Annotated in this window: 21 protein-coding genes; 3 read left to right on the forward strand and 18 right to left on the reverse strand. The window is 29.5% G+C overall.

What is annotated here, in order from left to right:
- From L21TH_RS13160 to L21TH_RS13225, 14 genes are all read right to left on the reverse strand, one after another.
- Nucleotides 1–829 (reverse strand): V-type ATP synthase subunit I domain-containing protein (locus tag L21TH_RS13160; RefSeq protein ID WP_034430298.1); only part of this gene is annotated, 829 nt, incomplete at its 3' end.
- Nucleotides 830–855: 26 nt separating this feature from the next.
- Nucleotides 856–2,091, reverse strand: coding sequence for a MotE family protein (locus L21TH_RS13165; protein WP_006317417.1), 1,236 nt, complete (start codon nucleotides 2,089–2,091; stop codon nucleotides 856–858).
- A gap of 12 nt (nucleotides 2,092–2,103) precedes the next feature.
- A complete protein-coding gene (gene fliJ, locus L21TH_RS13170; RefSeq protein WP_006317418.1) occupies nucleotides 2,104–2,541 on the reverse strand; it encodes a flagellar export protein FliJ in 438 nt (145 codons plus the stop codon).
- 12 nt (nucleotides 2,542–2,553) lie between these two features.
- Nucleotides 2,554–3,876 carry a flagellar protein export ATPase FliI gene (gene fliI / locus L21TH_RS13175; RefSeq protein WP_006317419.1) on the reverse strand — a complete coding sequence of 441 codons (1,323 nt, stop codon included), beginning with the start codon at nucleotides 3,874–3,876 and terminating at the stop codon, nucleotides 2,554–2,556.
- 5 nt (nucleotides 3,877–3,881) lie between these two features.
- Complete coding sequence (locus L21TH_RS13180) at nucleotides 3,882–4,619, reverse strand: FliH/SctL family protein (protein WP_006317420.1); 738 nt, start codon at nucleotides 4,617–4,619, stop codon at nucleotides 3,882–3,884.
- Complete coding sequence (gene fliG / locus L21TH_RS13185) at nucleotides 4,612–5,616, reverse strand: flagellar motor switch protein FliG (protein WP_006317421.1); 1,005 nt, start codon at nucleotides 5,614–5,616, stop codon at nucleotides 4,612–4,614. Before fliG ends, L21TH_RS13180 begins: the two co-directional genes overlap by 8 nt.
- A gap of 10 nt (nucleotides 5,617–5,626) precedes the next feature.
- Nucleotides 5,627–7,180, reverse strand: a complete 1,554-nt coding sequence (gene fliF, locus L21TH_RS13190; protein WP_006317422.1) for a flagellar basal-body MS-ring/collar protein FliF — start codon at nucleotides 7,178–7,180, stop codon at nucleotides 5,627–5,629.
- A 31-nt stretch (nucleotides 7,181–7,211) separates the two neighbouring features.
- Complete coding sequence (gene fliE / locus L21TH_RS13195; protein WP_006317423.1) at nucleotides 7,212–7,514, reverse strand: flagellar hook-basal body complex protein FliE; 303 nt, start codon at nucleotides 7,512–7,514, stop codon at nucleotides 7,212–7,214.
- Between the two features lie 13 nt (nucleotides 7,515–7,527).
- Nucleotides 7,528–7,968 carry a flagellar basal body rod protein FlgC gene (gene flgC / locus L21TH_RS13200; protein WP_006317424.1) on the reverse strand — a complete coding sequence of 147 codons (441 nt, stop codon included), beginning with the start codon at nucleotides 7,966–7,968 and terminating at the stop codon, nucleotides 7,528–7,530.
- 2 nt (nucleotides 7,969–7,970) lie between these two features.
- Nucleotides 7,971–8,378, reverse strand: a complete 408-nt coding sequence (gene flgB / locus L21TH_RS13205) for a flagellar basal body rod protein FlgB (RefSeq protein ID WP_006317429.1) — start codon at nucleotides 8,376–8,378, stop codon at nucleotides 7,971–7,973.
- Between the two features lie 258 nt (nucleotides 8,379–8,636).
- Entirely contained in the window at nucleotides 8,637–9,419 is a 783-nt protein-coding gene (codY, locus tag L21TH_RS13210) for a GTP-sensing pleiotropic transcriptional regulator CodY (protein WP_006317430.1), read from the reverse strand.
- A gap of 494 nt (nucleotides 9,420–9,913) precedes the next feature.
- Nucleotides 9,914–11,992, reverse strand: a complete 2,079-nt coding sequence (gene topA / locus L21TH_RS13215; protein ID WP_006317433.1) for a type I DNA topoisomerase — start codon at nucleotides 11,990–11,992, stop codon at nucleotides 9,914–9,916.
- Between the two features lie 81 nt (nucleotides 11,993–12,073).
- Nucleotides 12,074–13,165, reverse strand: coding sequence for a DNA-processing protein DprA (dprA, locus tag L21TH_RS13220; protein ID WP_006317434.1), 1,092 nt, complete (start codon nucleotides 13,163–13,165; stop codon nucleotides 12,074–12,076).
- 31 nt (nucleotides 13,166–13,196) lie between these two features.
- Nucleotides 13,197–14,729: a YifB family Mg chelatase-like AAA ATPase gene (locus L21TH_RS13225; RefSeq protein WP_006317435.1), complete on the reverse strand. Its 1,533-nt coding sequence runs from the start codon at nucleotides 14,727–14,729 to the stop codon at nucleotides 13,197–13,199.
- A 236-nt stretch (nucleotides 14,730–14,965) separates the two neighbouring features.
- On the opposite strand from L21TH_RS13225, the gene L21TH_RS13230 reads away from it, so the two are divergent.
- Nucleotides 14,966–15,385, forward strand: coding sequence for a PH domain-containing protein (locus L21TH_RS13230; protein ID WP_006317436.1), 420 nt, complete (start codon nucleotides 14,966–14,968; stop codon nucleotides 15,383–15,385).
- Between the two features lie 342 nt (nucleotides 15,386–15,727).
- On the forward strand, nucleotides 15,728–17,062 hold the full coding sequence (gene gdhA, locus L21TH_RS13235; RefSeq protein ID WP_006317437.1) for an NADP-specific glutamate dehydrogenase: 1,335 nt from the start codon (nucleotides 15,728–15,730) through the stop codon (nucleotides 17,060–17,062).
- 65 nt (nucleotides 17,063–17,127) lie between these two features.
- Here gdhA and L21TH_RS13240 read toward each other — a convergent pair whose 3' ends face one another.
- The gene (locus L21TH_RS13240) at nucleotides 17,128–18,729 is read right to left on the reverse strand and encodes a glycosyl hydrolase family 18 protein (RefSeq protein ID WP_006317438.1); all 1,602 of its coding nucleotides are present in this window, start codon (nucleotides 18,727–18,729) and stop codon (nucleotides 17,128–17,130) included.
- 217 nt (nucleotides 18,730–18,946) lie between these two features.
- Between L21TH_RS13240 and L21TH_RS13245 the strand changes: the two genes are divergently transcribed.
- Nucleotides 18,947–19,363, forward strand: a complete 417-nt coding sequence (locus L21TH_RS13245) for a putative ABC transporter permease (protein WP_034430304.1) — start codon at nucleotides 18,947–18,949, stop codon at nucleotides 19,361–19,363.
- A 10-nt stretch (nucleotides 19,364–19,373) separates the two neighbouring features.
- Here the strand turns inward: L21TH_RS13245 and L21TH_RS13250 are convergent, their stop codons facing one another.
- From L21TH_RS13250 to L21TH_RS14670, 3 genes are all read right to left on the reverse strand, one after another.
- On the reverse strand, nucleotides 19,374–19,751 hold the full coding sequence (locus tag L21TH_RS13250; RefSeq protein WP_052002727.1) for a YraN family protein: 378 nt from the start codon (nucleotides 19,749–19,751) through the stop codon (nucleotides 19,374–19,376).
- Entirely contained in the window at nucleotides 19,735–20,016 is a 282-nt protein-coding gene (locus L21TH_RS13255; RefSeq protein WP_006317441.1) for an EscU/YscU/HrcU family type III secretion system export apparatus switch protein, read from the reverse strand. The genes L21TH_RS13250 and L21TH_RS13255 overlap by 17 nt, the downstream gene beginning before the upstream one ends.
- Before the next feature lie 4 nt (nucleotides 20,017–20,020).
- The coding region (locus tag L21TH_RS14670; protein WP_162138506.1) for a hypothetical protein at nucleotides 20,021–20,470 on the reverse strand (450 nt) is incomplete at its 5' end.

Here is a 20,470-nt window from a genome sequence, read left to right on the forward strand (position 1 = left end):
TAGACTTATTTAAAATACTATTCTTCTTATTTGATAATTCACTTTTACTCTCTTTGCTACTATTTTCACTTGATTTAGTAGCTCTTGAATTAGACTTATCTTTACTCACTTCAGTAATTTCCACTGACTCCTTAACATATAAAGTTCGGATATCTTTATTTTGATTATAACTTTCAATCTCTGTTATTAAATTTTCTATGTTTTTAGATATGTTTTTGATTTCTAATAATACTTGATTTTTTGTGCTTACCTTATTATCTTTAATTTCAAATAATATTTCATTGTTATTTAGACTCGTATCTATTTCCTTTAGTAGTTTGTTTAACTTAATAATCTCCTCTGTGCTAATTTCATTCTCATTTAAAAGCTTGCCGTTAATATTATTAATTAAGTTATTTACTATAAATAATAATTCCTTGATGCCTTCTGTATCTAATTGGTCTTTATTTAGCTCATCGATGTTAGCTACACAATCTTCCAACTGCCTTTCCAATTTTTCTAACATTGTTATTATTTCTTTAACATTATCACTGTCTGTTACATCTATTTCTTTTTCTAATTCTATTGTATCTTTCATTTCTGATTTATTTATCTTATCTCTTCCTTCTTTTTTTTCGCTCTTTTTCTCCTTCGTCTTTTCCTGTATTTCCTTAGTATTTGGTTTACTGCTAATCTTTTTAGCATCATTATTAGTAGTTTTATTAGTTTCTTTGCTCAATATCTGTGAAAAATCAGATGATTCATTTCTTTCTTTTTTACTATAACTTTTTTGTGATTCTAATTTAATATCTTTAAATTGTAATAGATTTATAGCAGCTCCTTCATGCAAATTGTTTCACCTCCTTTTTAATATATTTATTCAGGTAAAGCTAGCTTTTTTGTAAGTTCAGCTGCTTTTCTGGCATCCATATTACCTAAAATATCAGATACACTAGATTTTTTCATCTTCTTAATAACATCTAATATTATAGATGCGTCTGATATCTGGTATTGATAACTATCTTCCATAAAAAACAAACTTAGAGTATCATCTTTAAACATCATCTTTTCAACTATATCAGCAACTTCATTCGAGTTCATATTCTCATATACTTTTGCCAAATCAGTTATCTTTTCTTCATATTCGTTTAAAAATGTAATATTTTTTCTTATTCTAACAGTTCTTGATTCTTTTATATTGTCTTCAAATCTCTCTAAGTATCTTATCTCTGTAAATAATTCTTCTATAAACTCTTCATCTTTAGAATATCTTAAGATTTCAGCCGCTTTTTTTTCTGGTAAATTTAAATATATCATAGCTAGTTCATCTATTTTATACTTATCTTTATTACCAATTTCTTCATAAGCTTTTTTTGAGTCTTTTACTCCATAATTCTTAGCTAATTCCATAAATTCTTTATTTTTTAATGTCTTGTTTTCTAAAGCTTGATTTATTTTATACATTTTATCACTATCAATTAATTTAGTTAGCTTTAACTTAATGTCATCTTTTAAATAATATAGAATCTCAGCTGCCTTTTTTTCATTTAATGTTGCCATTATATCAGCTATTAGTTTTATGCTACTACTATCTTGTGTTATTCGTCTTTCAATTTCTTTTATAGCTAAGTATGTATCCATTTCTTCAATTTTTTTGACTTCATTGTTAAATTCTGATTCCTTTTCATTTTGAATTTCATCATATATAGAAAATAATAAATCCTTTCTCAACTCTATATTTCTAACATATTTTAATATTTCCTTAGTTTTTCTTGTTGATATAGTATTCATATAACTTACTATATCATTAAATAGTTCTTCATCATTTTTCTTAACTATATAAATTTTATCTGCTGCTATCTTACTTTCTAAAGAAGTATAATATTTAGCTAAATACTTTTTCTTTTCCTCTTTTTCTTCTTCAGTAGGGAATTTAGAAAAATAATCACCTATAACCCCTGGAGTTTTTTTCATTATTTCATTGGTTGCATTTTTAAATGTATTATTAGAATAATATAAAATACTAGTTGTTAAGAGGGGGACGAAAAGGATAGTAAATATTACAATAACTATATTTTTAATTCTTCTACTAGATTTATTTTCTCTAACCATACTATACCCCCATTACTTTATATAATTACTGAAACAAGTTAACTGGTCTATTAATTTTTCTTCTTCTTTTTTTACTAAATAAGTGTACTCCTTATAGTCCTTTTCTTTTAATTTTTCAAACATCTTTCTTTCCTTTGTAATATCAATTAACTCTTTCTTTGCTCCTTCACATTCTTCTCTTTTTCTATTTATTATGTTTTTTTGCTGATGTATCTCATCATTTATGCTATTAATATACAAACTATATGCTTTTAAATCTTTTATTGTAGTTCCTTCTAGAGCATCATTTCTTTCTGCTAACAATTTCTTTTTACGCATCACTACCTGATTAAGTTTCTTTTCTTCCTCTTCGAGTTCTTTCTTTAACTTACCATATAGTGATTTTTTCTTATTTTCTACACCTTCTTTATAGTCTAATATCTTTTGGAGTTTAAATTTATACTTTTTCATAATACCACTCCACTATATTTTATCATTTATTGTTTTCATAATCTTTAAGGTATCGTTAAAACCATACGACTCCATTATTCCTTGTTTTAACAATTTTTCATTTATAAGGTCAATAACATCTATAGCCTTATCTAATTTTTGATTAGTTCCTTTTTTATAAGCACCAATGCTTATCAAGTCTTCTGATTCTTTATACGTCGCTAACATATCTTTTATTTTATTAGATATTTCAATATGCTCATTTTGGGCAATGTTCGGCATGACCCTACTTACACTAGCAAGTATATCTATAGCTGGATAATGATTTTGATTTGCTAACTTTCTTGACAATACTATATGACCATCTAATATACCTCTTACCGTATCAGTTATTGGCTCATTTAAATCATCTCCATCAACTAATACAGTATATAGCGCTGTAATAGTTCCTTTATCAGAAGTTCCTGCCCTCTCTAATAGTCTAGGTAATACTGCAAATACTGAAGGTGTATACCCTCTCGTAACGGGAGGTTCTCCAATGGCAAGTCCTACTTCACGTTGTGCCATTGCAAATCTAGTTAACGAATCCATTAATAACATAACATTTTTACCTTTATCTCTAAAATACTCAGCAATAGCTGTAGTTAGCAATGCCCCTTTCATTCTTACTAAAGCTGGTTGGTCAGATGTAGCTACTACTAATACTGATTTTTTAAGTCCTTCTTCTTTTAAATCTTTTTCTATAAACTCTCTAACTTCTCTTCCCCTTTCTCCTATCAGGCCAATAACATTTATATCTGCTTGGGCATTTCTAGCTATCATCCCCATCAACGTACTTTTTCCTACACCACTTCCAGCAAAAATTCCTATTCTTTGTCCTTTACCACAAGTTAATAATCCGTCTATCGATTTTATTCCCAGCGATAATACCTCTTTAATCTTTTTCCTTTTTAAAGGATTTGGTGGATTATTAAATACAGAATAATAATTTGTTGTCTTTAACGGTCCTTTTCCGTCTATAGGGTTACCTAACCCATCTAAAACTCTCCCTATAAGGTTTTCTCCTACTTTTACTCTTAAAGAATGTCCACTAGCTACAACAGTACTATCAGGACCTATACCTTCCATATCACCTAAAGGCATAAGCAGTATTTTTTCTTCTTTAAAGCCAACGACCTCTGCAAGTATCGGCCTTTCTTGATTAAAAGGATATATATAACACAGCTCACCAATTTTAGCCAATGGTCCACTAGATTCAATAGTTAATCCAGTTACTTTAGTAACTTTACCTCTATATTTAATATATTCTATGGCCTTCGTTTCTTTTAAGTATTTCTTTATATTTATTTCATACACCAGAATCACTCACTGTCTATTAAACTATATAATGTTTTTTTCATCTCTTCGATTTGTGATTTAATGCTTACATCAACACTTCCTTTTTCTGTTTCAATAATACATCCTCCTCTTTCGAGGTTATTGTCCTTTTTAATTACTATATCCTCTACTAAAGTAGCCATTGCTAAAATCCTACCTTTAGATAATTCAACCACATCATAATCATCAGGTGAAACTCTAATTGTAACCTTTTCACTCACAGCTAGACTTTCTAGACCTTTCTCTACAATTGACAAGATTAATTCTTTGTCATCGTCTAATTTCATATTAATTATCTTTTCACAATTTTTAATAACTAACTCGATTACATCCTTTTCAATATTTTTAATTACTTTTCTACTTCTTTCTAAATATTCACGCTTGATTTCATTAGCTTCTTCAATTAACTTATCAGCATCCTCTTTGCCTTCCTGATAACCTTTACTATATCCCTCATTAAACCCTTGTTTTCTAGCCTCTTCTATAATTTCTTTTGACTTTGCATATGAACCTTCAATATATTCATCAGCTTTGTCTTTTGCATCTTGTATAATCCTTTCAGCTTGTAATTCTGCGTCACTTATAATTTGCTGTTTTATTTTTTCTAGCTCTTTCAATCTTTCTTCAATTTCATTCTCTTTATTGTTATATGTTTCAGGTTTGTTTTGTTGGGGAGTAGCTTCTTCTTCTATTACAAAATTGTATTTAATAACATTAGACAATTATATCATCTCCTCCCCTTGGGGTTACTATTTCTCCCTCTTCTTCTAACCTTCTAATAACATTTACAATATTTTGCTGAGCCTCTTCAATATCTTTAAGTCGTACAGGACCCATAAATTCCATATCTTCTTTAATCATTTCAACTAACCTCTTAGACATATTAGAGAATACAACTTCTTTGACTTCTTCACTTGCTCCTTTAAGAGCAATAGCCCATTGGCTATTATCAATTTCTCTAATAAATCTTTGTATAGATCTACTATCAAGTGTAACAATATCTTCAAACACAAACATTCTCTTCCTAATTTCTTCGCTTAATTCAGCATCTTTCATTTCTAGTTCTTCCATTATATATTTTTCAGTTCCTCTATCTACAGCATTTAAAATTGAAACTATTGATTGTACACCTCCAGCTGAAGTGTAATCCTGTGATACAATATTTGAAAATTTCTTTTCCAAAATTCCTTCTATTTCTCTAATAATATCAGGTGATGTTCTATCCATAATAGCTACTCTTCTAGCGACTTCAGCTTGCTTATCTTGCGGAAGACTAGATAGTATCTGTGCCCCCTGATTAGGTTTTAGATACGCTAATATTAAAGCTATAGTCTGTGGATGCTCGTTTTGTATATAATTTAAAAGCTGTGCTGGGTCCGCTTTTCTTATGAACTCAAAAGGTCTTACCTGTAGAGATGTAGTTAGCTTATTAATAATATCAATAGCTTTTTGTGAACCCAGTGCTCTTTCTAAAACATCTTTCGCATAATTAATTCCACCCTCTGATATAAACTCTTTAGCTAAACACAACTGATAAAAATCTTGGATTACCATATCCTTTTCTTCGGGTGATACCATTCTCATGTTTGCAATTTCTAAAGTAAGTTCTTCTATCTCTTCTTCATTTAAATGTTTAAATATTTCAGCTGATTTTTGCGGTCCCAGTGTTATCAAGAGTATTGCTGCTTTTTCTTTCCCTGTCAATTTCCTCTTTGCCACATTGTCACCCCTATTCCTCGTTTAACCAGTTTTTCAATAATTGAGCTACTTCTTCAGGCTTTTTATCTACAAATCTATTTATTTGAGCTACCATTTCAGAATTTCCTTTTCCTTCTATATCGATTTCTGGTATTGGCTCTTGATTCATAGCCTCATCTAGCATTTCTGAAACATCTTTCTTTCTATCTTTATTTCTTCTATATACCATATATCCTAATGTCCCCACTAATACAAAACCTATAGCAAGTAAACCTATCATTAACCACTGATTATCCATATTTCTTTCACTCGGTTCTCTAAACATATCTTCGTTTTTTATTTCTGTATTAAATTCAGCAGCACTCACTTCTACTTGTTTTGTTTCTATACCCGTTGCTGCATATATAAGCTCTTTTATCTCCTTCTTTTTCTCTTCAGTTAACTGAGACTCTTTTAAAGAATTTTCATTTATCAATATAGCTACAGTAACAGACTCAATCTGTCCCGGTGCTTTTCTTATCTGCTTATTTATTTCATTAAGTTCAAAGTTTATAGTTTTTTGTGCACTATCATATTTTGAATTGTTATCATCACCTTGTCCATAGTCAGGTATATCACCTGTATTTGAGTCTACCCCTGGGACTCCACCATTTTCCGGTCCATTAACCATATGTTCTTCAATTGTCTCCATACTTCTAATGAGTCCTTCTTCGCTACCTTCAACAGGTGGAGAAAATTCTCGTATATTTGTTAACTCACTATCAAAATTTATTTGAACACTTGACCTAACAGCAACATTTCCATACCCAAATATATTTTCTAGAAATTTGCTTATACTATCATCTATTTTGCTTTGTAATGCTTGCTGAATGTCTAATTGCTCAGTTAAGTTGTATTCTCCAAAATAATCATTGTTTTCATCATTATAGGACTTCCCTAAATCATCTGTAATTGTAACATCTTCTGGTTTCATTCCTCTTACCGCTCCAGAAACTAAATTCTTAATAGCATTTACTTTTTCTGAAGACAATCTATTAAGACCAGATAGTTTTATAAAAACAGATGCTTTTGCTTGTCCACTATTATCGCTAAGTACAAAACCTGAGTCATCTGGCATATATATGTATACATTAGCACTCTCAATGCCATTTATATCTGTAACGTTCTTGGCTAATTCACTTTCAAGAGCATATTTTAATCTTTGTTTCTTATCGTAATCAGTCATAGTCCAACTACTATCATTAAATGCATCTATAAAACTGTATCCATCCTTAGGTAGTCCCTCAGCCGCTAACTCATACTTAACTTTATTTTTTATTTCAGCAGGAACTAAAATAGTTGTTCCACTTTGTCCTGTTGTCCAGTCTATTCCCATTTCATTAAGCTTTTTTGTAATAACGCCTGCATCCTCTAAAGTTAAATTAGCATACAATACTTCATAATTCGGTTTAGTAACAAAATATATCATTAAAGAAATACTAGTTATAATTAATAATGAAGCCACACCTAACTTAATTTTGTTGCTTTTATCTGTTTTCTGCCAAAACTCATTTAGTTGAGATTTTATTTTTTCGATTACTTCCATTTAAACACCTCATTTCTTGGTGCAACTTTAATTATATTTGCATCCTTGTAATTTCTTTGTATGCATCTATTACTTTATTTCTTATACTTAATGTAAATTGTAGTGCAATATTTGCTTTCTCGGTGGCTATCATTACTTCATGAATGTTATTTATTTTACCTGTAGACAACATTCTATTATAGTTGTTCGCCTCAACTTGTAAGCTCTTTACCTTGTCTAGTTCTTGAAATAAATAATCTCCAAAATCTGATTTATTTTTCTCTTGATTAGATATATTTTCTATATTATTTAAAGCTTTATTAAAATTTATTCCTTGTATATTATTAATACTCATTTAATTCCCTCCGTTATCTACCTATATCTAGTGCTTTCATTGACATTGATTTTGTAGAATTTATCGCGGTTACATTAGCTTCATATGCTCTAGATGCAGATATCATATCTACCATTTCTTTCATTATATCTACATTCGGCATCAAAACATATCCATCCTCATTCGCATCAGGGTGTCCCGGGTCATAAACTTTCTTAAATGCACTTTTATCTTCAACTACCGATGTTACTTCTACTCCTCCACCTTTTATCTTTTCTTTAGATGCTTTAGTTAAATAGGAAGAAAAAGGCTTACTATCTTTTTCTCTAAACACTACCATCTGCCTTCTATAAGGTGTTCCACCACTAGTTCTAGTAGTATTTGCATTTGCTATATTTTTTGAAATTATATCCATTCTTAATCTTTCTGCACTAAGAGCTGAAGCACTTACATTTATTGAATTAAAAGCTCCCATTATTATTTACCTCCTTCATTCAATACCATCTTTATCTTTCTAAATTCATTTGAAACCTGTCGTATTAATGAATTATACATAATTGTATTTTTTGCTAGTTCAGCACTCTCGACGTCTATATTTACATTGTTACCGTCTTTTCTCGTGGAATAGCTATAGTCCCTTTTTACAGTTGGATTAAAAGAATTCAAGGTATCATTTTTGGATATGTGTTTTTCATTAGTTGTATTTAACGACAAACCATCTTTCTGTAATGCATTTTTTAATTCAGCTTCAAAATTAACTTCTATCCTCTTATATCCCGGTGTATTCACATTAGCAATATTGTTAGTAATTGCTTCATGTCTTTGCCATGTTCCATCTAATGCTTTTTTCATTATATCTATTGAACGGTAACTAGTATTTAACATATTATCACTCCATTTCAAAACCTTTCAGAATACATTTCAATTCAAATCGCATTTTTTGCATATATTCGATATTTCCTAATACCATTCTATTATATTCTACCTTTTTTTTCAAATCCCTTCTTTATTTGATTTTTTAGTTCACTAGACCTATTTGTTTAACCTTATAATTTTCACTTAATTAACGAATATATATATTTAGTCTATTATACCAAATTAATGCACCAAAAAAGCTAGAACGACATGTTAATGTCATTCTAGCTAATTTCTAACCTTTTTTAATTCATCTAAAAGTTTGTCATTTAAGATTTTGATGTGTGTACCCTTCATTCCTAATGACCTAGATTCAATTAATCCTGCACTTTCAAATTTTCTTAAAGCGTTAACAATAACAGAACGTGTTATACCAACTCTATCTGCTATTTTACTAGCAACTAATAGTCCTTCATTTCCATCTAATTCATTGAATATATGTTCAACTGCTTCTAATTCTGAATAGGACAATGTTCCTATAGCCATTTGAACTACTGCTTTTTTTCTCGCTTCTTCTTCTATCTCTTCACTTTTTGCTCTTAGAATTTCCATGCCTACTACTGTTGCACTATATTCTGCTAAAATTAAGTCTTCCTCCGAAAATTCTCTCCCAAATCTCGCTAATACCAATGTTCCTAGTCTAGAACTTCCACTGTTAATAGGTATGATCATAGTAATTTTATTTGGATAGTCACATTTAGAAACTTGGTCAAATACACACTCACTTATTTCTCTAACATTTTCTTTAGTCTCAGTTATCTTTAATAATTCATCGTTGTATTCCTTTGGAAATCTTCTTTCTTTTACTACTTCATTTTCAATAATACTACATTCGAAGCCTTGTGATAAAGCAAATCCCAGAACCTTACCTTTTCTGCTTGCTATATAAACATTTGCTTCTAAAACCTCACTTAAAGTCTTTGTAACTTCTGAAAACGAAACAGGTTTTGTACCTGTATTCTGTAATAATCTATTCAATCTTCTAGTCTTTTGCAATAAACTTTCACCCATAGTAATCCTCCTTTGGTTTATAAAATATGTTTTTGTTCTTTTTTCTATTGCAGAGTGCTTTTATAATTCAGACGTTTTTTTCATGTAACCTTTACTATCCTCACATCCTATCGAGTGTTTCAAGACTTATAAACACATTTCCTAATATATTCTGTTACTGTACATTTGATAAATAAGTAATTTTTGCTATTTGTTTATAGCTTCTTCAGTAGCTGTAATTTTTATTCCTTTAGGTACAATACTTTTATTAGACTGAATATCTTACTAAATCCTTCAAATATAGGATTATTATACTTTAAATCAATGCTCCCGAAATTCCTTTTAGCATATGCTCACTCCCAACCACCGAATATAAATGATACTACATTTTTCAACTATATTCAATTATAATTTTGTTAAAATTTTATTTTTTCTTGTTTTTGTTACTTTTTTCGTGTTTTTTATTTTTTTATTACAGGATAAATATAAGTTTTTAAATGTTAATCAATATTTTTCTACTCTTTCTTCTGTTTTTTGAACCCACACTCTTTATTCATACACATTATTGTTTTTCCTTTTTTATTTGATTTTTCAACCAATAAACTACCACACTCAGGACATTTTTCGTTTATAGGTTTATACCAAGATACAAATTTACATTTCGGATAATTACTACAACCATAAAATTTCCTTCCCTTTTTCGAACGTCTTTCTACTATATCTCCACCGCATTCCGGACATTTAACTCCAATTTCTTTTATTAAAGGTTTAGTATTCTTACACTCTGGGTATCCTGGACACGCTAAGAATTTACCATATCTCCCATGTTTAATTACCATATTCCTACCACATTTTTCACATTTAACATCTGTTTCTTCTTCTTTTAATTCTACTTTGCTAATATTGTTTTCTGCAGTTTCCAGTGTTACTTTAAATTTATCATAGAAATCTCTTATAATCGTTTTCCATTCCATGTCTCCCGTTTCTACTTCATCAAGTTTTGATTCCATATAAGCAGTAAATTCCTCGCTGATAATATCTTTAAAATGCTCACTTAATAAATCTGTTACTACAAATCCTAACTCTGTAGGTTTTAAAGATTTATTCTCTATTATTACATAACCTCTATTTATAATAGTGCTTATTGTAGGAGCATAAGTACTAGGTCTTCCTATACCAAGTTCTTCTAACGTTTTTACCAAGCTAGCCTCTGTATATCTAGATGGTGGCTGTGTAAAATGTTGTTTAGGCTCAGTATTAATTAGCTTAACTGTCTCTCCCTTACTTAAATTTGGTATGTTTATATCCTTTTCCTTATTTTTAATAGTATATACCTTCATAAATCCATCAAAAGCTAGTTTAGACCCACTAGCTTTGAAAATTGTATTACCAGCTTTGGTTTTCAAAGAAAGGGTTTCATATAAAGCTGGACTCATTTGGCTAGCAACAAATCTTTCCCAAATCAGTTTATATAATTTATATTGATCTTTCTTTAAAGAATCTTTTATTTTTTCTGGATGTCTTAAAACTGAAGTAGGTCTTATAGCTTCGTGGGCATCCTGAACGTCTTTTTTTCCTTTTTTAAATTGTCTCCCACCAGAAGAATATTCTTCACCATAGCTTTCAACTATAAAATCATTAACATTTTTCATTGCTTCCTTTGATATCCTAACAGAGTCTGTTCTGATATAAGTAATTAAACCAACTGTCCCTTCTCCTTTTATATCTATTCCTTCATATAACTGCTGGGCTATCATCATAGTCTTCTTAGTAGAAAATCCTAATCTTTTGTTTGCATCCTGTTGTAAATTACTTGTAGTATATGGTGGATACGGATTTCTCTTTTTTGTACCTTTTTTTACCTCATCTACAATAAATTCAGATTTTTTTATTTGTTTAATAATCTTGTCTACACTTTGTTTATCCTTTAGCTTTATTTTCTTTTCTTTACCATTATTAAGTTCTCCATAAAAACTAGCCTCAAATTTATTTTTATCCTTTTTTAACTGTACATTTAAACTCCAATATTCTTCTGGTTTAAAGTTTTCTATTTCTCTTTCTCTCTTACATATTAATTTTGTAGCAACCGATTGTACCCTACCTGCACTTAAACCTTTTCTTACCTTTCTCCATAATAAAGGACTTATTTTATAACCAACTAACCTATCTAATATTCTTCTAGCTTGTTGTGCATCTACTAAGTCTTTATCTATCTTTCTAGGTTTTTTAATAGCATTTTTAATAGCATTTTTAGTTATTTCATTAAACTCAATTCTAAAGTTTTCACTTTCATCTAAGCCTAAAATATGAGCTAAATGCCATGAAATAGCTTCCCCTTCTCTATCTGGGTCAGTCGCTAAATAAATTTTTTCAACATTTTTAGCTTCTTTTTTTAATTCTTTTAATACTGGTCCTTTTCCTCTTATTGTTATATACCTCGGTTCAAAATCATTTTCTATATCAATACCTAGTTTACTTTTAGGTAAATCTCTTACATGTCCCACTGAAGCCTTTACTTTATAATTTTTACCTAAGAACTTACCAATCGTTTTTGCTTTTGCTGGTGATTCAACTATAACTAAAGACTTTGCCAAGTTAAACACCTCCGTATATTTCCGCTTAATAATGTCTGTAATTATATCAAAAATAAAAAACTACGTCCAATTTGTATATTTTTATTGTACTGTATATAAGTTTCCTGGTAACAATTTAACTAAACCTTTCATTTCCAATATAGTAAGTATACTATTTACTTTTGATATGTCAATATTAATTTTTGAAGCAATAATATCTGAATTCATTGGACGCTCCGATAAAATTTCTAATACCTTACTCTCATCTTTACCTAATTCTCTATTGTTTATTTGTTTATTTTCAACTTTTTCAAAAATACTTTTTAATATGTTTATCTCTTCTAAAATATCATCAACATCCGTCAACAGTTTTGCTCCATCTTTTATCAGTAAATTAGTTCCTTTACTATAAACACTGTTTATATTACCTGGTAGAGCAAACACATCTCTTCCTTGCTCAAGTGCATGTTGTGCTGTTATTAGAGAACCACTTTTCTTTTTAGCTTCAATAACAATAACCCCAAGACAAAGACCACTAATTATTCTGTTGCGCATAGGGAAGTTATGAGCTACTGGCTGCATATCTATAGGAAACTCTGATATAATAGCTCCATTATTAATTATTTGATTATATAATTCTTTATTAGATTTAGGATATATTACATTTATACCGCTTCCTAAAACAGCAATAGTTCTCCCGTTTTCCTTGAGTGCTCCTTTATGGGATATAGTATCTATACCTCTAGCCATTCCACTTACAATAGTAATCCCCATTCTACTTAATTCTCTAGCAAACTTATCTGCAGCCCATTTTCCATAGGGTGTCGTCTTCCTAGAACCCACAATCGCAATAGAAAAACTATCTTTCTTTACTATACTACCTTTTACAAACAATATTTTTGGTGGGTCATATATGTTTTTTAGTATACTAGGATATTCATTATCGCAAATTGATATTACTTTAATTTTTAGTTCTTTGATTCTTTTCTTAAGCATCTCTACATATGTTTTATCTCTTGTAGCAAGCATTTTGCTTTTTATTTGATTATTTAATCCTTTAAACTCCCTAATAGAGCTTTCTTTGGCTTCCCAAATACTTTTTAAATCGCCATAGTATTTTATCAAATTATCAATCATTTTATTACCAATTCCATTAATACTATTTAACCAAATTAAAATATCTTTATTATCCATATTATTACCTTCTCTCACATAATATTATAAACTAACTCCAATATTTTCTGTCCAGTTTTCTATATTGAATTGCTTCAGCTAAATGATTAGATTTTATATTTTTGCTCCCCTCTAAATCAGCAATAGTTCTAGCAACTTTTAAAACTTTGTTGTATGCTCTAGCGCTAAGACCTAATTGGTCAAAAGCTTGTTTCATTAGCATTTTACCTTCATCATCAAGCTCACAATATTTCTTCATATGTTTAGGCGTTAATTCTGAATTTGAATAGATATTTTCATCCTTGTATCGCTCAAGCTGTTCCTGATGTGCTTTATCAACTCTATATCTAATCTCTTTAGACGATTCGGTTTTTAAATTATTATTCTCTAACTCATTATATTTAACAGGGCTTACTTCTATATGAATATCTATTCGGTCAAGTAAAGGACCACTAATCTTTCCTAAATATCTATCTATATCCCTTTGGTTACATGTACATTCATGGGTAGGATCCCCGTAATAGCCGCACGGACAAGGGTTCATACTAGCAACAAGCATGAATTTTGATGGATATGATAAAGATGCATTAACTCTTGATATGGTTACATGTCCATCTTCCATAGGTTGTCTTAACACCTCTAATACGCTTTTTTTGAATTCAGGAAGCTCATCTAAAAATAGCACTCCATAATGAGCTAATGATACTTCGCCTGGTCTTGGAATTCTACCTCCACCTACTAACGATACATTAGACATCGTATGATGTGGAGCACGAAATGGTCTCTTAGTTACTAATGAATATTCATTAAGTAATCCTACTATACTATATATTTTCGTAATTTCTAAAGCTTGTTCAAATGTCAATTTAGGTAAAATAGATGGTAATCTTCTTGCTATCATAGTTTTTCCTGAGCCAGGGGGACCAATTATAAGTATATTATGAGAACCAGCAGCCGCTACTTCCATAGCTCTTTTTAACATCTGCTGTCCTTTGACGTCACCAAAATCTTCATAATTATCTTCTTGATTTTCAAGCAAGAGATTTACATTCCTTTTGTAAGGCTCAATAATCATTTCATCATTTAAATATAGTACTAATTCACTAAGATGTTTAACAGGAATTATATCTATTCTATCAACTACACTACACTCTTCTTTATTGTCATATGGAATTATAACTTTTTCAATACCTTTTTCCTTTAATGATATTACCATAGGTAAAGCTCCATCTATTTTATTAATCTTTCCATCCAAAGATAACTCTCCTACGAAAGATACATTATCTAAGTTATTATTTTTAATTATTTCAACTGCTAGTAAAATACCAACAGCAATTGGCAAATCTAGCTGTGAACCTTCTTTTTTTAAATTAGCTGGAGCTAAATTTATAGTAATCCTATTTAATGGAAACTCATATCCACTATTTTTTATAGCAGTCCTTACTCTTTCTTTAGCTTCTCTAATTGCTGTATCAGGTAATCCTACAATATTAAAACTAGGCATTCCTCTAGAAACATCAGTTTCAACTTCAACTAAATAACCATCTAACCCTTGCAACACGCAAGTTTTTACTTTTGATAACATAATTCCCCTTCTTTCATAAGTTATTTCATTATTATACTTCAAGATTTAGTAAATATTTCCTTCATTTTTTTACAAATAAATCCCTTACAACCTTTTAAAAGGTATCAAAATAAAAAATTTTAACCCCACTAATAAAAACACATTAATACTTTTTATATTCGATAAACTTTACTTGTTTTACTTAGTTTAGTATTGTACAATATTAAAAGCAAACTAATTGTTAGGAGGTAAAGATTATGGGTAAGGGACTGTTCGGAAACTTAATGAATGGAATTTCTGGTAATTTAAATCAAATGGATTCTAATACTGCAATAGAAAAATACGGTCAATACTTAATAAACGATGAAGAAATCCAACAAGCTTTCACTTTAATTAGAGATGTAGTGATATTTCAAGGTACTACAGGAAAGAAAATGTCTGTTAAATCTATTTTCTTAATGAATATTGTTGATTGTGAAATAGAAACTGCAGGTGCAGGAATTGATGATAGTGAAATTACTATTACATATCTAACAAATGTAAAGCGCAATTCTAATTATGAAGATACTGCTACACATAAACTTGAATTTCCTAAAAAAGCTAAGATTGAAGATTTATATAGATGGTTATTTTCACTAGCATATAAAAATCGTTTAGAAATAAATGGTATTAAATAAGAGAATAGATTTATTACCTATTCTCTTTTATTTTTTAATATTCTATTTAATTTATCATACCAGCTGATGTTGGTTTTATTACTAATCTTTTAATATTTTATTCTTATCATTCTTTGCATTTCTACATATGTTTATTTAATGTTTTACAAATAAATAATTGGGTATATTAAAACTGTCATAAGTTTAATTAAGGTGTTTGTCATTTATGATAATGTTTTTTATGATATTGGCAAACGTTTTTTACCAAAAAAATCTAAATCACATGTTTATAAAAAACATAAAAAGTTGTATAATTTAAAAGAGAAATATTTTTTCAAAAACTCAAACAAAGGAGATGATTTTATGTCAAAGGTACAAGATATTTTAGAACAAGTGAAAAAAAGAAATCCTGGCGAATCTGAATTCCATCAAGCTGTAGAAGAAGTTTTAAAATCAATTGAACCAGTTTTGGAAAAGCATCCTGAGTTTATTGAAAATGGAATCCTTGAAAGAATAGTTGAACCTGAAAGACAAATTATGTTTAGAGTACCTTGGGTAGACGATAATGGAAATATTCATGTTAACAGAGGATTTAGAGTACAATTCAATAGTGCTATAGGTCCATATAAAGGTGGGTTAAGATTTCATCCTTCAGTTTACTTAGGTATAATTAAATTTTTAGGCTTTGAACAAATATTCAAAAACTCATTAACAGGTTTACCTATTGGTGGTGGAAAAGGTGGTTCAGACTTTGACCCTAAAGGTAAATCAGATGCTGAAATAATGAGATTCTGCCAAAGCTTTATGACTGAATTATATAGACATATAGGTCCAGATGTAGATGTACCTGCAGGTGATATTGGAGTAGGTGCAAGAGAAATTGGTTATTTATTTGGTCAATATAGAAGATTAAGGAATGCTTATGAAGCTGGTGTTCTAACTGGAAAAGGTTTGACTTATGGAGGTTCTTTAGTAAGAAAAGAAGCAACTGGTTTCGGTTTAATTTACTTTGTTAGAGAAATGCTAGCTGCTAATAATGAATCATTAAAAGATAAAACAATTGTTATTTCTGGTTCTGGTAACGTTGCCACTTATGCTTGTCAAAAAGCTCAAGAATATGGTGCAAAAGTTGTTGCTATGTCTGATTCCAAAGGATACATATATGATAAAGATGGAATTAAACTAGATACTATTAAGCAAATTAAAGAAGTAGAAAGAAAACGCATTAGTGAGTACGTAAAATATCATCCAGAAGCTGAATACTATGAAGGTAAAAAAGTATGGGATGTTAAGTGTGATATTGCACTACCTTGTGCTACACAAAATGACATCGATGTTGATTATGCACAAAAACTTATAGACAATGGTGTTATAGCTGTAGGTGAAGGTGCTAATATGCCATGTACAAATGAAGCATTAGACTTATTCCTTGAAAACAATATCTTAGTTGCTCCTGCAAAAGCTGCAAATGCTGGTGGAGTTGCTACTTCAGCACTTGAAATGGCACAAAACAGTATGAGATTATCATGGACATTTGAAGAAGTAAATAAAAAATTAGATGATATTATGGTTAATATCTTCAAGATGTCTGATAAAGCAGCTAAAGAATATGGAATGGAAGGTAACTATATAGCTGGAGCTAATATAGCTGGTTTCTTAAAAGTTGCTAATGCTATGATGGCGCAAGGTACAGTTTAAATCTTTTTTAAGTAAACTAGACCACCAAGGTTTTTCCTTGGTGGTCTAGTATTAATTTTAATATGCTATTCAACTAAATGTGATATTCTATTTAATAAAGTAGCCATCTGTGCTCTTGTTATCTTTTGTCTTGGTTTAAAGGTTTTATCATTAAATCCCTTGAATATATTATGTTTTGTCATTTTTACTATAGCCTCATAGGACCATCGTTCTCGGACTATATCTTTATAGTATACCTCAGTACTTTCATTTTTTTCTAAGTTTAACAATCTATCTAACATAACCGCCATTTGCTCTCTTGTTACTGATTCATCTGGAGCAAACTTATTTTCTTCTATCCCTTTTATAAGCCCTTGTTTTTCAGCAATTGTAATTTCTTTCTCTGCCCAATGTCCTTTAATATCTTTAAATGAACTATCCTCTTTAGTGTTATCTTCGAGTCCTAATATACGAACTAATGTAACAGCTGCTTGAGCTCTTGTCAGACTTTTATTTGGAGCAAAATGAGTATTTGATATCCCTTTCATCCAACCTTTACTTTCTACATCCAATATGCTAGCCATTGCCCAATGTCCTTCAATATCCTTGTAATATTTACCATTAAGCCACAAGTTATAATAGTCCCATGTATTTTCAGGCTCTTGTCCTAAACTCCAGCTACCTGTTCCTTTCAGGTTGTACTTTTGAACCAATCTTAATTTAGATTTAATAGATTCTTCATTTTCAAACCAAACAACATAATTACCAGTTTTTAATTCCCTTCCATATACATAAGTTTTTTCATCCTTTGGGCTAATAATAAACGTAGCCACTGGTGACATATTTTTTTTATCAAATGTAACTTGTCCATTATATTTTTTTATTAATTCTTGTATCTTTATAAGACTAATACCACGACCACCTATACGCTCCTGAAGATTCCAGTATCTTCCGTAAAACGGGATGCCTAACACTATTTTTTCAGCTGGAACTTCTTCTAATGCTACTTTAATAGATTCCTCTACAAAAGAAATACTAGCAACCGGTCCAGGATAACTACCATAATAACTTTCGTCATAAGTCATCAACATTAAATAATCACTATATTTTGATAGCTCTTTGTAGTCGTAAGATCCATGCCAACCTTTACTAAGTTTTTTAGGATTAGCCGCAACTGCAACTGACACTTCTTTTTCTTCTGATAGCTCCTGTCTTAGTAGTTTTACAAAGTCTGTATAATTGTCTCTATCTAACTCCGTTAGATTTTCCAAGTCTACATTTATACCATCTAAGTTATACTTATTTATAGCTTGTACTATTTGATTAACTAATACATATCTATTTTCTAATGCTTTTCTACCCTTTTCTCTATCCCAGTGATTACTCAAGAAAGGTACAACTTTTACATTTTCATTATGCATATTCTTTATAAACTTTTTATCTAATTTACTTGTAATTTTTAAAGAACCATCATCATTTATATTAAAATAATTTGGAGAAATAACTTGTAAAGAATTAGAAGTTCTATTAACATAGTACTCATAAGTGGATTCATCAGTAAAGTATATATATGACATGTTAAACTTAGTACATTCTCCTTGTATATCTCCTGTGTAAAAGAAAGTATACATTGCTATACTACTAATAATTAATACTAATAATAATTTTCTTACTCTATTTTTATCCACCGTTATACCTCCCTAAATTATAACTTATAAGAACTTATTCATTAATTCAACAAACAAAATATGTTACTTGTATTATAGTTATGGTTTATTTGTAAAAATAGTCCATTTCCTATTCCCTGGGTAATAGTCAAATAGCGACATCTAATATATAAAGTGTACTATTTTGTCTTTATACATAGTAAAGAATAATAAATTGTTAATAGAACATAATATTATTATGTTAATAAGATATGTAATTTACGGTCTTAGTGGGTTATTAATCGAAGTTTTTTGGACAGGATTTAGTTCTTTAATATACGGGGATTTAACACTAACAGGACACACATATTTATGGATGTTCTTTATATACGGACTTGCAATATTTTTAGAACCTATACATAATAAAATTAGGAGGGAAAATTTTGTTGTAAGAGGTTTTATTTGGACAGTATTAATTTTTTCTATAGAATTTTTAACTGGATTTCTTTTAGATAAAATGATAGGTATATGTCCATGGGATTATAAACGTTCTTCTAAACTAACTTTATATGGATATATTAGACTTGACTACTTCCCTGCATGGTTTATAGTAGGACTACTTTTTGAAAAGTATCATGATTTTCTAATACAAAAGGCACAGAACCTATTTCGCTAAACTCTGTGCCTTAATCAGTCAACCAAAATGCATCTAAAATATGGTTAATTTTATACTGTGAGCTACCACAAAGATATACCTCAATAATATCAAAACGATACTGATAATTCTTTAAGTTCATCTTTTTTATATATGCATAAGCAGTTTTTATAATCTTTTGCTGCTTTTTATTATTAACAGCCTCATAAGGATAACCATAGTTAGCATTCTTTCTTGCTTTAACTTCTATAAACACTATTACATCGTTTTGCTTAGCAATTATATCTATTTCCCCAAAGTATGTGTTAAAATTTTTAGCTAATAATATATATCCATTATTTTTTAAATACTTAATAGCTTGTCTTTCTCCAAATGACCCCATTGCTCTATTATTAGCCAACTTTTTCACCTTGCTTTTTGTCTAAAGTATATATAAAGGCTAGTATTTCTGCCACTGCTGCATAATATTCCTCAGGAATTTGCATACTTAAATCTAATTTATAAAGATTCTCTGCTAATTCTTTTTCTTTATGTATATGTATATCTTCTTCTTCAGCTTTTTCAATTATTTTGTCTGCAATGTTGTTTTTTCCTTTAGCTATAACAATCGGTGCTTTATCACTTGAATCATATTTCAATGCAACTGCAATCTTTTCCTTATTATCTTTATTCAATATATCACACCCTTATATCCAAAGTTAAATGTTCTTGTCTTTCTTCACCAAAATAATCTAACACATCAACGTCTTCACTTTTTTCTTCAAAATTCAATATAATATTGTTAAAACCACACTTTTCTAAGGCGTTAATCAGTTTTTCTTTTTCACGCTCAAATAAATGAATAAGCTTATTATTTTCAAGCATAAGGTTTAATTTAATATTTTCTTTAAAAAATGTACCTTTAACCTCTACTATTTTTAAATTCTCTGTGTGTAATGACATGTAAACTGTTATTTTATCATTAACATCTATCACTTTTTTCCTCTTGTTTAATAAAAAAATCTTATCTTTGAATTTTTCAAAACTTATATTTGTTGGATAATACACTAGTGTGCTGCTTGTATTCAGTTGCTTTAAGAACTCTAGTTTATCTTCAAGTAATTGAATATCTTCCATAACTTTTTCTAG

The sequence above is a fragment of the Caldisalinibacter kiritimatiensis genome, assembly GCF_000387765.1.
Taxonomy (GTDB): domain Bacteria; phylum Bacillota; class Clostridia; order Tissierellales; family Caldisalinibacteraceae; genus Caldisalinibacter; species Caldisalinibacter kiritimatiensis.

Bases quoted from the DNA above. Each gene is read 5' to 3' on its own strand.
- L21TH_RS13165 (WP_006317417.1), bottom strand. From the start codon at position 2,091: ATGGTTAGAGAAAATAAATCTAGTAGAAGAATTAAAAATATAGTTATT.
- fliF (WP_006317422.1), bottom strand. From the start codon at position 7,180: ATGGAAGTAATCGAAAAAATAAAATCTCAACTAAATGAGTTTTGGCAG.
- L21TH_RS13225 (WP_006317435.1), bottom strand. From the start codon at position 14,729: ATGTTATCAAAAGTAAAAACTTGCGTGTTGCAAGGGTTAGATGGTTAT.
- fliE (WP_006317423.1), bottom strand. From the start codon at position 7,514: ATGAGTATTAATAATATACAAGGAATAAATTTTAATAAAGCTTTAAAT.
- fliJ (WP_006317418.1), bottom strand. From the start codon at position 2,541: ATGAAAAAGTATAAATTTAAACTCCAAAAGATATTAGACTATAAAGAA.
- gdhA (WP_006317437.1), top strand. From the start codon at position 15,728: ATGTCAAAGGTACAAGATATTTTAGAACAAGTGAAAAAAAGAAATCCT.
- L21TH_RS13230 (WP_006317436.1), top strand. From the start codon at position 14,966: ATGGGTAAGGGACTGTTCGGAAACTTAATGAATGGAATTTCTGGTAAT.
- L21TH_RS13245 (WP_034430304.1), top strand. From the start codon at position 18,947: ATGTTAATAAGATATGTAATTTACGGTCTTAGTGGGTTATTAATCGAA.
- codY (WP_006317430.1), bottom strand. From the start codon at position 9,419: ATGGGTGAAAGTTTATTGCAAAAGACTAGAAGATTGAATAGATTATTA.
- flgC (WP_006317424.1), bottom strand. From the start codon at position 7,968: ATGGGAGCTTTTAATTCAATAAATGTAAGTGCTTCAGCTCTTAGTGCA.
- flgB (WP_006317429.1), bottom strand. From the start codon at position 8,378: ATGTTAAATACTAGTTACCGTTCAATAGATATAATGAAAAAAGCATTA.
- dprA (WP_006317434.1), bottom strand. From the start codon at position 13,165: ATGGATAATAAAGATATTTTAATTTGGTTAAATAGTATTAATGGAATT.